Origin of the sequence: Phenylobacterium sp., from assembly GCF_030693405.1 — a bacterium.
Taxonomy (GTDB): Bacteria; Pseudomonadota; Alphaproteobacteria; order Caulobacterales; family Caulobacteraceae; genus Phenylobacterium.
Map to the genome: position 1 here is coordinate 13221 of NZ_JAUYAW010000033.1, position 13649 is coordinate 26869.

Consider the following 13649-nt stretch of genomic DNA (forward strand, 5'->3'; position numbering starts at 1 on the left):
CGGCCTATCCATGGGCGGGGAGCTTCAGAATGGCCCGCAGGCCCGGCTCACCGGCTTCGAATTGCAAGGTGGCGCGCAGCTGTTGCGCCAGCAGGTTGGTGATGGTCAGGCCGAAGCCCGGCTCGAAGACGCCGTTTTCCGGCAGTCCCGGCCCGTCGTCACAGACCTCGATCACATAGTGGCCGTTCAGCCGGCGCACCTGGATGCGCAGCCGACCGGGCCGCCCCGGCGTCAGGCCATGCTTGAAGGCGTTGTCCACCAGTTCGTTGACGGCCAGGGCCAGGGGCGCGGCCTGGGCGGCGGCGATGTCCACCCGCTCAAGATCAAGGCGGATGTCCACCTCTTCGCGGCCGGAGGAGACATCGCCCATCAGGTCGCGGATGAAGGTGGCTACGTCGAACCGCTCCAGGTCATGGCTCTGAAAAAGGCGCCGGTGCACCGTGGCGATGGCGCTGACCCGCGACAGCATGCTCTGCAGGGCCGCCCGGGTGGCGTCATCCAGGGTGCGCCTGGTCTGCAGGACCAGGAGGGAGGTGATGAGCTGGAGGTTGTTCTTGACCCTGTGGTCCACCTCATGGAGCAGGGCGGTGCGGTCAGCCAGGGCCTGCTGGGCCGTGCGGGCCTGCTCGGCGGCGGCGGCCTCAAGCGCGGCCTCGGCCGCCTTGCGGGCGGTCACGTCCACCTGCGAGCCAATGTAGTAGACGATCAGGCCAGCGGCGTTGCGGACCGGGCTAATCTGCAGGGCGTTCCAGAAGGGTGTCCCGTCCTTGCGGTAGTTCAGGAGGTCTTGGTTCGTCGCCTCACCCTTGTTGATGGCCTGGGCCAGCGCCTTGACGACCGGCCCCTCGGTGTCGGGGCCCTGAAGGAAACGGCAGTTGCGGCCGAGAACCTCGTCGCGTCGGTAGCCGGTCATATTGAGGAAGGCGTCATTGACGAAGACGATCGGCAGGTCGGGCGCCTGGGCGTCGACGATCGTCATCGACATCCGGGTGGCGTGAACGGCCGCGGCGAATGGATCGTCGATCCCCGCACGAGGAGCCAGAAGGCTATCGGCCAAAAATCTGTTTCCTTGTTCCGACATGCCCGACGCCGACCTGCCCCCGGATGCTGCAAACGCCGGTTTTCGGGCCGGGTTCCCTGCTGGCGCGACGGCGAACGCGCGGCTGGACGACCAACATCTGTCGTGTCACGCCAATGTCACACCCGTCCGGCTTGGTGGATGATCCGGCGAACGGAGATTCGATAGTGCCGCAGCCGCCCCAGTCCCTGCCTCTCAGACCCCGTCGCGGCTTTGTGGCGCAGCCGGTCGTCCTCACCGGTCTGGCGGGCGGCCTCGCTCTGATCGCCCTGGCCCTGGCCAGCGGGGCGCACCTTCTGCTGGTCCTGGTCCTGGCCTGCGCCCTGGCCGCCGTCACCCTCGTGCAGGCTAGGCGGGCCCGGGGGGAGGCTGGCCGGCTTCGCGCCGAAGTCGCCCAGACCCATGTGGAAGTGGCCGACGGCGCCCTGACCCTGCCCTACACCTCGGTGCTGAACGCCCTGCCGGACCCGGTGATGGTGATCTCCGCCCATGAGCCTGACGATCTCACCGGCCGTCGTTTCGTCATGGTCAACCGGGCTGGGCGCCGGGTGCTGAAGATCCAGCGGGAGGCCGGGCTGCTGGTCACCGCCATCCGCGATCCAGACGTGCTGGAGGTGGTGGACGAGGCCCTGTTCGGCGGCCTGGAAGGCGAGGCGGTCTACGAGACGGGCGGGGTGCAGGAGCGGATCTTCCGCGCCTATGCCCGACCCCTGGGCGCATCTGGCGACGGCGCGAGACTGGCCCTCCTGGTGCTGCATGACGAGACCGATATCCGCCGGGTGGAGCGGATGCGCGCCGACTTCCTGGCCAATGCCAGCCACGAACTGCGCACCCCCCTGGCCTCGCTCTCAGGCTTCATTGAGACCCTGCGGGGCCACGCCCGGGGTGATGAGGGCGCCCGGGACAGGTTCCTGGGGATCATGCATGTCCAGGCCGAGCGGATGTCGCGGCTGATCGACGATCTCATGTCGCTCAGCCGTATCGAGCTGAACGAACACGTGCGGCCCCTGGAGGATGTCGATCTTGTCGCCGCCCTGCTGGACGTGGTGGACGCCCTGGCGCCCCTGGCCCGCGATAAGGGCGTGGCCCTGGAGGTGGAGACGCCGCCCCGGGGCGCGGTGACCATCACCGGGGACCGGGACCAGGTGATCCAGGTGGCCCAGAATCTGGTGGACAACGCCCTGAAATACTCGCCGGCCGAGGGACGTATCCGCATCCTGCTGCAGAGCGATCTTAGCGCCGAGGCCTGCGTCGCGCCGCGCATGGAGCCGGCCGCCAGGATGTCCCTGCTGACTCCCGATCATGGGCCTGAGCGGTTCGCCGCCCTGTCTGTGATCGACTCAGGGCCGGGCATGGACCGCGAGCATCTGCCCCGGCTGACCGAACGCTTCTATCGGGTGGAGGGCCAGAAGAGCGGTGAGAAGCTCGGCACCGGGCTTGGCCTCGCCATCGTCAAGCACATCGTCAACCGTCACCGCGGCGGCTTGGCCGTGGAGAGCCGGCCCGGCCACGGCGCCGTCTTCACGGCCTATTTCCCCCTCGCACGCACGTCCGCCGAGGTTGGCGGCGCGCCGGACGAGGCCCCTGACGATGTAATAAAACTGTCATGAAACTGTCGCGTTTGATCAGCAAAGGGAGGGCAGTTTCCGCCCGGCGCGGACAGGGGCGGTGTTTGTCCGCCCGAACCGCATGACGCGCGCGACGAGCGGCAAGACGAAGGCCTGAATGCTCATCTGGATCGCCCTTCTGGGGCTCATCCTGTTTTCTGTCACGGCCTATGCGGCCGGCCGCCGCAAGGTGCTGAGCGCCGCGGGCGGACGGGCGCGCCTGATGCACTCCCTTCCGGGGTATCACGGCGCCTATCTGGCCCTGTGGACGGCGGCCCCTGCCATCATCCTCCTGCTCCTGGTCAGCCTGTTCGGCGCTCAGATCGAAGAGATTGTGCTGCGCGCCGACCCGCCGGCGGCCGTCTCGACCCTGCCCGACAGCACCCAGGACGTCTTCTATAACGACGTGGTGGCCACCGTGACCGGCGGCCAGGTCAGCCAGACCATCTATGACGGCGCGCTGGGCTCAGCCTTCGCCGAAAAGCTGGTCCAGGCCCGCGACATCCACCGCAGCCTGACCACCGGCGCCCTGATCGCCGCCTTCATCCTGGCCCTGGCCGGCGCCGCCATGGCCTGGCCGCGGCTCAGCGCCGACTTCGCCGCCCGGCCCCGGGTGGAGCGCTGGATCGCCGTCCTTTTCCTCGCCTGTTCGGTGGTGGCGGTCCTGACCACCCTGGGCATCGTCGCCTCCCTGGTGTGGGAGAGCTGGCGCTTCTTCCAGGCCGTGCCGGTCTTCGAATTCCTGTTCGGTCTCACCTGGGACCCGCAGATCGCCATCCGCGCCGACCAGGTCGCCTCGTCCGGCGCCTTCGGGGCCGTGCCCCTGTTCATGGGCACCTTCCTGATCATGATGATCGCCATGACGGTGGCCGCGCCGGTCGGTCTGTTCGCCGCCATCTATCTCTCGGAATATGCCGGGCCGACCGTGCGCGCGGTGGTCAAGCCGCTGCTGGAGATCCTCGCCGGCATCCCGACGGTGGTCTACGGCTTCTTCGCCGCCCTGACCGTCGGCCCCCTGTTCCGCGGCGCCTTCAACAGCCTGGGCGCCCAGTTCATCGGCGGGCCCCTGGACGGCCTTGGCCTCTATCTGATGCAGGTGCAGAACCAGATGGCCCTGGTGGCCGGGGCGGTCATGGGCATCATGCTGATCCCCTTCGTCTCCTCCCTGTCCGACGACATCATCAATGCGGTGCCCCAGTCCCTGCGGGACGGGTCGCTCGCCATGGGCGCGACGCGTTCGGAGACCATCACCCGGGTGATCATGCCCGCCGCCCTGCCGGGCGTCATGGGCGCCCTGCTGCTGGCCGTCTCGCGGGCCGTGGGCGAGACCATGATCGTCACCATGGCCGCCGGTCTTCAGGCCCGCGCCACCTTCAATCCGCTGGATACGGTCACCACGGTGACGGTGCAGATCGTCACCCTGCTCACCGGCGACCAGGAGTTCGACAGCCCCAAGACCCTGTCGGCCTTCGGTCTTGGCCTGACCTTGTTCCTGATCACCCTCATGCTCAACATCGTCGCCCTGCGGATCGTGCAGCGCTACCGGGAACAGTATGACTGACGCGGCCCTCACCCCCGCCCAGAGCGCCAAGGCCCGCGCCCGGGCCGAGTCCGAGGCCCGTCTGAAGCGCCGTTACCGGGCCGAGGCGCGATTCCGCTTCTATGGTCGCGCGGCCATCATTCTGGCGCTGGCCTTCCTGGTGCTGCTGCTCGGACGTATCGGCCTGCAGGGCTATTCCACCTTCACCGACTACCGGGTCAGCCTGCCGGTGCAGGTCAATGCCGACCGGGTGGACATGGCTGATCTGGGCGGCTCGAACTTCAATCTGACGGTCGCGGAGTCGGCCCTGGCCCTGCTGGGCGAGACCGATGATCCGTATGGGGAGGCCTCAGCTGAGATGATGGCGATCCTGTCGGGCGACATGGGCTTCCAGATCCTCGACCGCCTGCGGGAAGACCCGTCCCTGGTGGGCCAGACCATCACGGTCCAGGGGCCGATGAAGGCCAATGCCAGCCTCTACTACAAGGGCCAGATCAGCCGCGACACCGAGGTCGGCGGCCGGCTCCTGAGCGACCGCCAACTGGACTGGCTGGACGAGCTGCGCGAGCGGGGCGTGGTCTCCGGCGGCTTCAACTGGACCTTCCTGTCCCGGTCGGACTCCACCGAGCCCGAGCAGGCCGGCGTCTGGGGGGCCGTGGTCGGCTCGGCCATGATGCTGTTCGTCACCGCTATGCTGGCCGCCCCCATCGGCGTGCTCGCGGCCACCTATCTCGAAGAGTTCGCGCCCAAGAACCGGTGGACCGACATCATCGAGGTGAACATCAACAACCTCGCCGCCGTGCCCTCGATCATCTACGGCCTGCTTGGCCTGGCGGTGTTCATCAACTGGCTGGCTGTGCCCAGGTCCTCGCCCCTGCTGGGGGGCCTCGTCCTGGCCCTCATGTCCCTGCCGACCATCATTATCGCCACCCGATCGGCCCTGCGCGCGGTGCCGCCGTCGATCCGCGAGGCGGCGCTCGCGGTGGGCGCCTCACGCACCCAGACCGTCTTCCACCACGTCCTGCCGCTGGCCATGCCCGGCATGATGACCGGCGTCATCCTTTCGCTGGCCCATGCGCTGGGTGAGACCGCCCCGCTGCTGATGATCGGCATGGTCTCCTTCGTGCCGGGCGTGCCTGAAACCCTGACCAGCGCGGCCACCGTGCTACCGGTGCAGATCTTCATCTGGGAGAACGCCTCGGAGCGGGCCTTCCATGAACGGACCGCCGCGGCCATCATCGTGCTGCTGGTCTTCATGGTGCTGATGAACCTGGTCGCGGTGCTGGTGCGCCGCCGCTTCGAACGCCGCTGGTGATCCCATGACCCCCATGTCCAACCCCCGTTCGAGCTTCAAGATGACCGCCCAACGCGACGACGCCCTGGCCTCGGCTGGAACGAGCCGCGCCGCGGTCGGCAAGGTCTCGGCCACTGATGTCAGCGTCTTCTATGGCGACAAACAGGCCCTGTTCGACGTCAGTCTCGACATGCCTGACCGCATGGTCACCGCTCTGATCGGTCCGTCGGGCTGCGGCAAGTCCACCTTCCTGCGCTGCATCAACCGGATGAACGACACCATTCCCGGCGCCCGGGTCGACGGGAAGATCATCCTGGACGGCGAGGACATCAACGACCGCAAGGTCGATCCGGTCCTGCTGCGCGCCCGGGTGGGCATGGTCTTCCAGAAGCCCAACCCCTTCCCGAAGAGCATCTTCGAGAACGTGGCCTATGGCCCGCGCATCCACGGTTTCGCCGACAACAAGACCGAGCTGGCCGACATCGTCGAATCCTCGCTCAAGCGGGCCGGTCTCTGGAAAGAGGTCGCCGATCGCCTGCAGGCGCCGGGCACCAGCCTGTCGGGTGGTCAGCAGCAGCGCCTGGTCATCGCCCGGGCCATCGCCGTCAGCCCCGAAGTGATCCTGATGGACGAGCCCTGCTCGGCGCTCGACCCCATCGCCACGGCCAAGATCGAAGAGCTGATCGACGACCTGCGCAGCCAGTACTGCATCGTCATCGTCACCCACTCCATGGCCCAGGCCGCCCGGGTCTCCCAGCGCACCGCCTTCTTCCACATGGGCGCGGTGGTCGAGGCCGGCGCCACCGACGAGATCTTCACCAACCCGCGTGACACCCGCACGCAGGATTACATCACCGGACGCTTCGGCTGACCGGGAGGACGCCGCCATGAACGAACACATCGTCAAGGCCTACGAAGACGAGCTCAACACGCTCACCGCCGAGTGCGCGCGGATGGGCGGGCTGACCGAGGCCGCCGTCGCCGACGCCCTGGAGGCGGTGGTCCGCCGCGACCAGCAGATGGCCGATTCCGTGGTCGCCCGGGACGAGCGCCTCGACGCCCTGCAGGCCGATATCGAACGCAAGGCGATCCGCATGATCGCCCTGCGCCAGCCGCTGGCCAACGACCTGCGCCGCACGGTGGCGGCCATGAAGATCGCCAACAATCTCGAGCGCGTCGGCGACCTGGGCAAGAACATCGCCAAGCGCACCATCGTCATCATCGACTCCGACCCGATGGTCCCCCTGACCCGCTCCATCGAGCGCATGGGCCGGCTGGTGGTCACCCGCCTGAAAGAGGTTCTGGACGCCTACACCGCCTCGGACCTGGAGCGGGCCATGTCCGTCTGGTCCCGCGACGACGAGGTGGACGAGCACTACAACAGCCTGTTCCGCGAACTCCTGACCTACATGATGGGCGATCCGCGCACGATCACCGCCTGCGCCCATCTGCTGTTCGTGGCCAAGAACCTGGAACGCATCGGCGATCACGCCACCAACATCGCCGAGATCATCCACTACGAAATCACCGGGGACGAGGCGATCGCCACCGCTCGTCCCAAGACCGACGCCCTGCAGCGTCCGTGACGGGAGTCCGCCCCATGACCCCTCATATCCTGGTCGCCGAGGATGAAGACTCCCTCGCCACCCTGCTGAACTACAACCTTGAAAAAGAGGGCTACGCCGTGGCGGTCGCCGCCGATGGCGAAGACGCCCTGATGATGATCAACGAGAAGCTGCCGGACCTCATCCTGCTGGACTGGATGCTGCCCAAGGTGTCGGGCATCGAGGTCTGCCGCCGGCTGCGGGCGCGGACCGAGACCCGCAACATCCCGATCATCATGTTGACCGCCCGGGGCGAGGAGACCGACCGGATCCGCGGCCTGGACACCGGCGCCGACGACTACATCGTCAAGCCCTTCTCCATGTCCGAACTGTCGGCCCGAATCCGCGCGGTCCTTAGGCGCCTGCGGCCGGGCCTGGCCGAGGACCGGGTCCGCATCGGCGATCTGGTCATCGACCGGGTGGCCCACCGGGTGCGCCGCGGCGGCCAGGAGATCCACCTGGGCCCCACCGAATTCCGCCTGCTGGACTATCTGATGCAGCATCCAGGCCGGGTCTTCTCCCGCGAGCAGCTGCTCGACGCCGTCTGGGGCTCGGATGTCTATGTGGAGGCCCGCACGGTGGACGTCCATGTGGGCCGCCTGCGCAAGGCTCTGAACCGCGAGGCCGCCGCCGACCCGATCCGCACCGTGCGCTCGGCGGGCTATTCGCTGGACCTGGAAGGCTAACCCCCCGGCTTGACGCTTGGGACCGGGCGCGGCAAAGCCCGCCCATGAACATCCTCCTCGTCGGTTCAGGCGGGCGCGAGCATGCGCTGGCCTGGAAGATCGCCCAGTCGCCCCTGCTCAGCCGCCTGGTCTTGGCGCCGGGCAATCCCGGCATGGAAGCCCTCGGCGAGACCCGGCCGGTGAAGGCCACCGACGTCGAGGCCCTGGTCGCCCTGGCCCGGGAGATCGCGGCTGATCTGGTGGTCATCGGTCCGGAATCGGCGGTGGACGCCGGCCTCGCCGACGCCCTGGCGGCGGCTAATATCCCCTGCTTTGGCCCCAGCCGCGCGGCTGGCCAGCTGGAGTCCTCCAAAGCCTTCACCAAGGCCTTCTGCGTCCGCCACGGCCTGCCCACCGGCGCCTATGTGGTCTGCGACGAGGCGGCCGCAGCCAAGGCGGCCCTGGCCGACTTTTCCCCGCCCTATGTGATCAAGGCCGATGGCCTCGCCGCCGGCAAAGGTGTGGTGATCGCCCAGACGAGGGCGGAGGCTGAGGCCGCCATCGACGACGCCCTGGGGGGCCGCTTCGGGGCGGCCGGCGCCCGGGTGGTGATCGAGGAATTCCTGGACGGCGAGATTGGCTCCCTCTTCGCCCTGTGCGACGGAACCCATGCCCTGGTCTTCGGCCACGCCCAGGACCACAAGCGCGCCTATGACGGCGAACAAGGTCCCAACACCGGCGGCATGGGCACCTATGCGCCCGCGCCGCTGTTCACTGACGACCTCGTCGAGCGCGTGCGCAAGGAGCTGGCCGAGCCGGCCTTCGCCGCCATCGCCGCCGAGGGCCACCCCTATCGCGGGGTGCTGTTCGTGGAGTTCATGGCCACGGCGCAGGGCCCCAAGCTCGTCGAGTTCAATGTCCGCTTCGGCGATCCGGAATGCCAGGTGCTGATGCTGCGCCTGGAAAGCGACCTGGTGCCCTATCTGATGGCCTGCGCCAAGGGCGAGCTCGACCGCCTGCCGGCCCCGGTCTGGCGCGACGAGTCGGCCGTCTGCGTCGTGCTGGCCGCGCAGGGCTATCCCGATGCGCCGGTCACCGGCGCGGCCATCACCGGGGCCGAGGCCGAGCTGGGCGCCGATGTGGCGATCTTCCACGCGGGCACCGTTCGCGATGAGGCCGGCGTTCTGCGGGCGGCGGGCGGCCGCGTGCTGAACGTCTGCGCCCGGGGTGAGGACCTCGTCCAGGCGCGGACCCGCGCCTATGAAGCGGTGTCGCGCATCGACCTGCCCGGCGGCTTCCACCGCACCGACATCGGCTGGCGCGCCCTGGCCCGCTGAGGCCGCTGACCTCGCCCTTTCCAGAGCCCGGTATGGCCTGACGCTGAACGCCTTGCGGCGCCCCGCCGCAGGTCGGTAAGGTGGGTTCAAACAAGCGTAAGACTCCAACCGCACCCAGAGCCTTAGTAAAGGGAAGACGCCCATGGCCGTGGACGCCGCCGAACAAGAGCGCGAACAGCTGAACACCGGCACCAAGGAGGTCGCGGAGTCCCATCGGTTCGACGAGACGCGGCTGGCGGCCTGGATGCAGGCCAATGTGGAAGGCTATGAGGGCCCGCTGGAAGTACGCCAGTTCAAGGGCGGCCAGTCCAACCCCACCTACCAGCTGGTGACGCCGAACAAGAAGTACGTCATGCGCCGCAAGCCGCCGGGCAAGCTGCTGCCCTCGGCCCATGCGGTGGACCGCGAGTACAAGGTCATCAGCGCGCTTTATCCCACCGGCTTCCCGGTGGCGCGCTCCTACGGCCTTTGCACCGACGAAGAGGTCATCGGCACCGTGTTCTACGTCATGGACATGGTGGAGGGCCGCATCCTCTGGGACCAGCAGCTGCCGCAATATGAGCCGGCCGAGCGCCGCGCCATCTACATGGCCAAGCTCAAGACCCTGGCCGACCTGCACAACACTGACCACGAGGCCATCGGCCTGGGCGACTACGGCAAGCCCGGCAACTATATGGGCCGGCAGGTGGATCGCTGGACCAAGCAGTACCGCGCATCGGAGACGGTCCAGCTCGAGGAGATGGAGCGGCTGATCGAGTGGCTGCCCAGGACCGTCCCGCCCCAGGAGCGCACCTCGGTGGTCCACGGGGACTACCGTCTGGACAATATGGTGCTGCACCCCACCGAGCCCCGGGTGATCGCCGTCCTGGACTGGGAGCTCTCGACCCTCGGCGAGCCCCTGGCGGACTTCACCTATCTGCTGATGAACTGGGTCAACGGCTCCATCGCCAACATTCCGGACCTCGAGGCCCACGGGGTCCCGTCCATCGACGAGTATGTGGCCGAATACTGCCGCCTGACCGGCCGCGACGGCCTGCCGGACCTGAACTGGTACTTCGCCTACAACATCTTCCGCCTGGCCGGCATCATCCAGGGCATTGTCGGCCGCGTCCGCGACGGCACCGCCAACAGCCCCCAGGCCGCGGCCATGGCTGAGCGGGTGCCGCTGCTGGCCAAGGCCGGCTGGAACTTCGCCCAGAAGGCCGGCGCGACGGCCTAAGCCGCCCGTTTAGGCAGGCGGCGTCATCGCCCTGGACAGCAGCGCGTCCAGGGCGGCCTCGTCCGAGAACTTCGCCCGCACGGGCCAGGCGCTGATCCGCCCCCGCCAGTCGGCCGGCAGCCGCGCCCAGTCCTTCTCGGTGGTCACCAGTCCTGCGCCGAAATCCTCGGCCCGGGCGGCCAGCCGGTTCAGGGTGGCGGCGTCATAGGCGAAGTGGTCGGGGAAGGGCGCAAAGTCGGCCAGCTCGCAGCCGGCCGCCTTCAAGGCCCGCTCCACCTTCCAGGGTTTTCCGACGCCGGCGAAGCCCACCTGCGGCCCCGGCGGCGGGGGCGCCACAGCGCTCAATCGCGCGATCAGCACCGGCGTGGCGCCGAACAGGGCGAGCAATTCCGGATCGGCGGCGGCCACCTCGTTTGGCAGCATCAGCACCACCGCATCGGCCCGGGCCAGGCCCGCGGCCAGGGGCTCGCGCAAGGGCCCCGACGGAAACACCGCCCCGTCGCCGAACGGCCATTCCCCGTCCCGGGTCTCCCCGTCCACGACGATCAGCGACAGCCGCTTGGCCAGGCTCGGATTCTGATGGCCGTCGTCCATGACCACGGCCTGGGCCCCGGCCAGGACCGCCACCCGGGCGCCTTCCGCCCGGTCCCGGGAAATCCAGATGGGACCGTCCTTGGCCATCATCAGGGGCTCGTCCCCCACATCGGCGGCGCTGTGGACGGCGAGGTCAACCAGGATCGGACCGCTCAGCCGACCGCCATAGCCCCGCGACAGGCCATGGGCCTCGACGCCGCTGGCCCGCAGTCTTGCCAGGATTTCCCGCACCACCGGGGTCTTGCCGGTCCCGCCCATGGTGATGTTGCCGACGCAGACGACCGGCGCGCCGGGATCGACAGGGGTCGCCCGAGCGATCTTGCGCGCCGTCACCGCCGCCCAGATCCAGGAGATCGGCTTCAGCAGGATGCGGGTCATGGGCATGGCGGCCCGGTCCCGTTCGCGGACATACCACCAGCGCGGTGTCGACAGTTTCACGGAGCCTCCTGCGGCGGCAGCAGGGGCGCAAGCTGCGCCAGCGCCGCCTCCAGGGCCGCGCCATACTGGGCGGCGTGGGCGAGTGCGGCTTCACCCATGCGTCGGGCGATGGCCGGATTGTCCAGCAGGCCCCGCAGGTGGCGGGTCAGGGCCGCGCCATCCGGCGCGCACAGGGCGGCGACCTCCTCGAACATCGCCTGATAGGTGGCCTGCGCATTGAACACCGAAGGGCCGGTGAGGATGGTCGCCCCCAGTCTCGCGGGCTCCAGGGGGTTGTGGCCGCCGACGCCCGGGGCATAGCCGCCCCCCATCACCACCACGTCCGCCAGCCGGAAGAAGAGGCCAAGCTCGCCCAGGGTGTCGGCCACATAGGCGGTGGTGAGCGGTCCCGGCGCCTCGCCGTCGCTGCGCCGGGTGGTGTTGAAACCCGCCTCGGTGAGCAATTCGGCCACGGCGCCGCCGCGCTCGGGGTGGCGCGGGGCGATGATCAGCAGCAGGCCGGGTTGATGCTCGCGCAGCTTGTGGACGGCTTCTGCGATCAGGGCCTCCTCGCCGGGATGGGTGCTGGCGGCCAGGATCACGGGCCGCCCGGCGGTGAGCCCCCGCAGCCTGTTCAGCTCGTCTTCGTCGCAGGGCAGGGGCTCGCCCACCTGTTTGAGGTTCAGCTGCGGCCCGGTGACTCCGCCGAGCCTCTGCAACCGCTCGGCGGTGGCGGCGTCCTGCGGCAGGATCAGGTCAAAGCGCCCCAGCAGGGCGCGGGCCGCCGCCGGCGCCCTGGCCCAGCCGTCAGCGCTCTTCTGCGTCATCCGGGCCGAAACGAGCGCCAGACGAACGTCGCGTTCTGCCGCGGCCGTGATGAGGTTGGGCCAGAGCTCGCTTTCCACCAGCACAGCCGTCGCCGGACGCCAGTGATCGAGGAAGCCGGCCACCGACCGGGGTCCGTCCACCGGGGCGTACTGGTGGATCACGCCCTCCGGCAGTCGCCGCGCCAGCAGCTCGGCCGCCGTCCGGGTGCCCGACGTCACCAGCAGGGTCAGGTCGGGCCTGCGCGACTTCAGCGCCTCGGCAAGGGGCAGCAGGGAGACGCTTTCGCCGACGCTGACCCCATGCAGCCAGACCAGTTCGCCAGGCGGGCGCAGGGCCTGGGGCCGGCCCAGGCGTTCATCCAGGCGCTCAGCGTCCTCCTTGCCCCGGCGGGCGCGGGCCTGCAGCAGGGCAGGCGCCAGGGGCTCCAGGGCCGCCAGCGCCAGACGATAGGCCGCAAGGCCTGGGGAGCGGGGCGCAGGCTTCACACCACCTCGGCGGGCGCCAGACGGCAATGTGCGGCCTCGCCCATCTCCACCTGCAGGGTGGCGTGGCCGATGCCGAACCTCTCCTGCAATCCTTCGCAGGCGGCGTGCAGGAAGGCGTCAGGCTCGGTGTTTTCCGGCCGCGTGATGTGGACGGTCAGGGCCGTTTCGGTGGTGCTCATGGCCCAGATGTGCAGGTCGTGGACGCCGGTCACCCCGGGCAGGGCGTTCAGCCAGGCGCGCACCGCTTCGACATCGATGCCCCGCGGCGCGGCGTCCAGGGCCAGGTCCACGGAGTCCCGCAATAGGCCCCAGGTGCCGATCAGGATCACCGCCACGATCAGCAGGCTCAGCGCCGGATCGAGCCAGTAGAGGCTGGTCAGCGCGATGACGCCGGCCCCGATCACCACGGCCAGGGAGACGGCCGCATCGGCGGCCATGTGCAGAAAGGCGCCGCGGATGTTCAGATCCCCCTTGGCGCCGCCCATGAACATCAGCGCTGTGGCCGTGTTGATGATCACCCCGATGGCCGCGACGATCATCACCGGAGCGGCGGCCACTTCGGCGGGCTCGGCGATGCGTCGGATGGCCTCTGAGACGATGGCGCCCACGGCCACCAGCAGCAGGATGGCGTTGGCGAGCGAGGCCAGGATGGTCGCCTTGCGCAGGCCATAGGTGCGCCGTCCCGAGGGCTGGCGCTTGGCCAGAGCCACCGCCCCCCAGGCCAGCAGCAAGCTCATCACGTCCGACAGATTGTGTCCGGCGTCGGCCAGCAGGGCGAGCGAGCCGAACCACAGGCCAGCAGCCACCTCGGCGACGACGAAGCCGGTGTTGAGGACCACCCCAACGGCGAAGGCCCGGCCAAAGTCCTTGGGCGCATGATGATGGTGACCGCCCAGCCCGTGGGTGTGGCCATGGTCGTGGTTGTGATCGTGATGATGGTCGTGATGGTGGGGGTGGGCGGCGTGGTCGTGGGCCATGGGC

General features: G+C 69.1%; 12 protein-coding genes. 8 read left to right on the forward strand and 4 right to left on the reverse strand.

Features of this window, described 5'->3' with window-relative positions; all coding sequences use genetic code 11:
- Positions 1–4: 4 nt before the first annotated feature.
- Complete coding sequence (locus tag Q8N19_RS06370; RefSeq protein ID WP_305588747.1) at positions 5–1057, reverse strand: histidine kinase dimerization/phosphoacceptor domain -containing protein; 1053 nt, start codon at positions 1055–1057, stop codon at positions 5–7.
- Between the two features lie 188 nt (positions 1058–1245).
- On the opposite strand from Q8N19_RS06370, the gene Q8N19_RS06375 reads away from it, so the two are divergent.
- From Q8N19_RS06375 to Q8N19_RS06410, 8 genes are all read left to right on the forward strand, one after another.
- Positions 1246–2688, forward strand: coding sequence for a cell wall metabolism sensor histidine kinase WalK (locus Q8N19_RS06375; protein WP_305588748.1), 1443 nt, complete (start codon positions 1246–1248; stop codon positions 2686–2688).
- A 115-nt stretch (positions 2689–2803) separates the two neighbouring features.
- On the forward strand, positions 2804–4246 hold the full coding sequence (gene pstC / locus Q8N19_RS06380; protein WP_305588749.1) for a phosphate ABC transporter permease subunit PstC: 1443 nt from the start codon (positions 2804–2806) through the stop codon (positions 4244–4246).
- The gene (pstA, locus tag Q8N19_RS06385) at positions 4239–5540 is read left to right on the forward strand and encodes a phosphate ABC transporter permease PstA (RefSeq protein WP_305588750.1); all 1302 of its coding nucleotides are present in this window, start codon (positions 4239–4241) and stop codon (positions 5538–5540) included. Before pstC ends, pstA begins: the two co-directional genes overlap by 8 nt.
- Before the next feature lie 40 nt (positions 5541–5580).
- The gene (gene pstB / locus Q8N19_RS06390; protein WP_305588751.1) at positions 5581–6390 is read left to right on the forward strand and encodes a phosphate ABC transporter ATP-binding protein PstB; all 810 of its coding nucleotides are present in this window, start codon (positions 5581–5583) and stop codon (positions 6388–6390) included.
- Between the two features lie 16 nt (positions 6391–6406).
- Positions 6407–7105: a phosphate signaling complex protein PhoU gene (gene phoU / locus Q8N19_RS06395; protein ID WP_305588752.1), complete on the forward strand. Its 699-nt coding sequence runs from the start codon at positions 6407–6409 to the stop codon at positions 7103–7105.
- Positions 7106–7119: 14 nt separating this feature from the next.
- A complete protein-coding gene (gene phoB, locus Q8N19_RS06400; RefSeq protein WP_305588753.1) occupies positions 7120–7809 on the forward strand; it encodes a phosphate regulon transcriptional regulator PhoB in 690 nt (229 codons plus the stop codon).
- 44 nt (positions 7810–7853) lie between these two features.
- Positions 7854–9125, forward strand: a complete 1272-nt coding sequence (gene purD / locus Q8N19_RS06405; RefSeq protein ID WP_305588754.1) for a phosphoribosylamine--glycine ligase — start codon at positions 7854–7856, stop codon at positions 9123–9125.
- Between the two features lie 142 nt (positions 9126–9267).
- Complete coding sequence (locus Q8N19_RS06410; protein ID WP_305588755.1) at positions 9268–10344, forward strand: phosphotransferase; 1077 nt, start codon at positions 9268–9270, stop codon at positions 10342–10344.
- A 9-nt stretch (positions 10345–10353) separates the two neighbouring features.
- Here Q8N19_RS06410 and lpxK read toward each other — a convergent pair whose 3' ends face one another.
- Genes lpxK through Q8N19_RS06425 form a run of 3 tightly spaced genes read right to left on the reverse strand, consistent with a single transcriptional unit; the run spans position 10354 to position 13645 of the window.
- Positions 10354–11376, reverse strand: coding sequence for a tetraacyldisaccharide 4'-kinase (gene lpxK / locus Q8N19_RS06415; protein ID WP_305588756.1), 1023 nt, complete (start codon positions 11374–11376; stop codon positions 10354–10356).
- Positions 11373–12668, reverse strand: coding sequence for a 3-deoxy-D-manno-octulosonic acid transferase (locus Q8N19_RS06420; RefSeq protein WP_305588757.1), 1296 nt, complete (start codon positions 12666–12668; stop codon positions 11373–11375). The genes lpxK and Q8N19_RS06420 overlap by 4 nt, the downstream gene beginning before the upstream one ends.
- Positions 12665–13645 (reverse strand): cation diffusion facilitator family transporter, encoded by a 981-nt coding sequence (locus Q8N19_RS06425; RefSeq protein WP_305588758.1) that lies wholly within the window; start codon positions 13643–13645, stop codon positions 12665–12667. The genes Q8N19_RS06420 and Q8N19_RS06425 overlap by 4 nt, the downstream gene beginning before the upstream one ends.
- Positions 13646–13649: the final 4 nt, after the last annotated feature.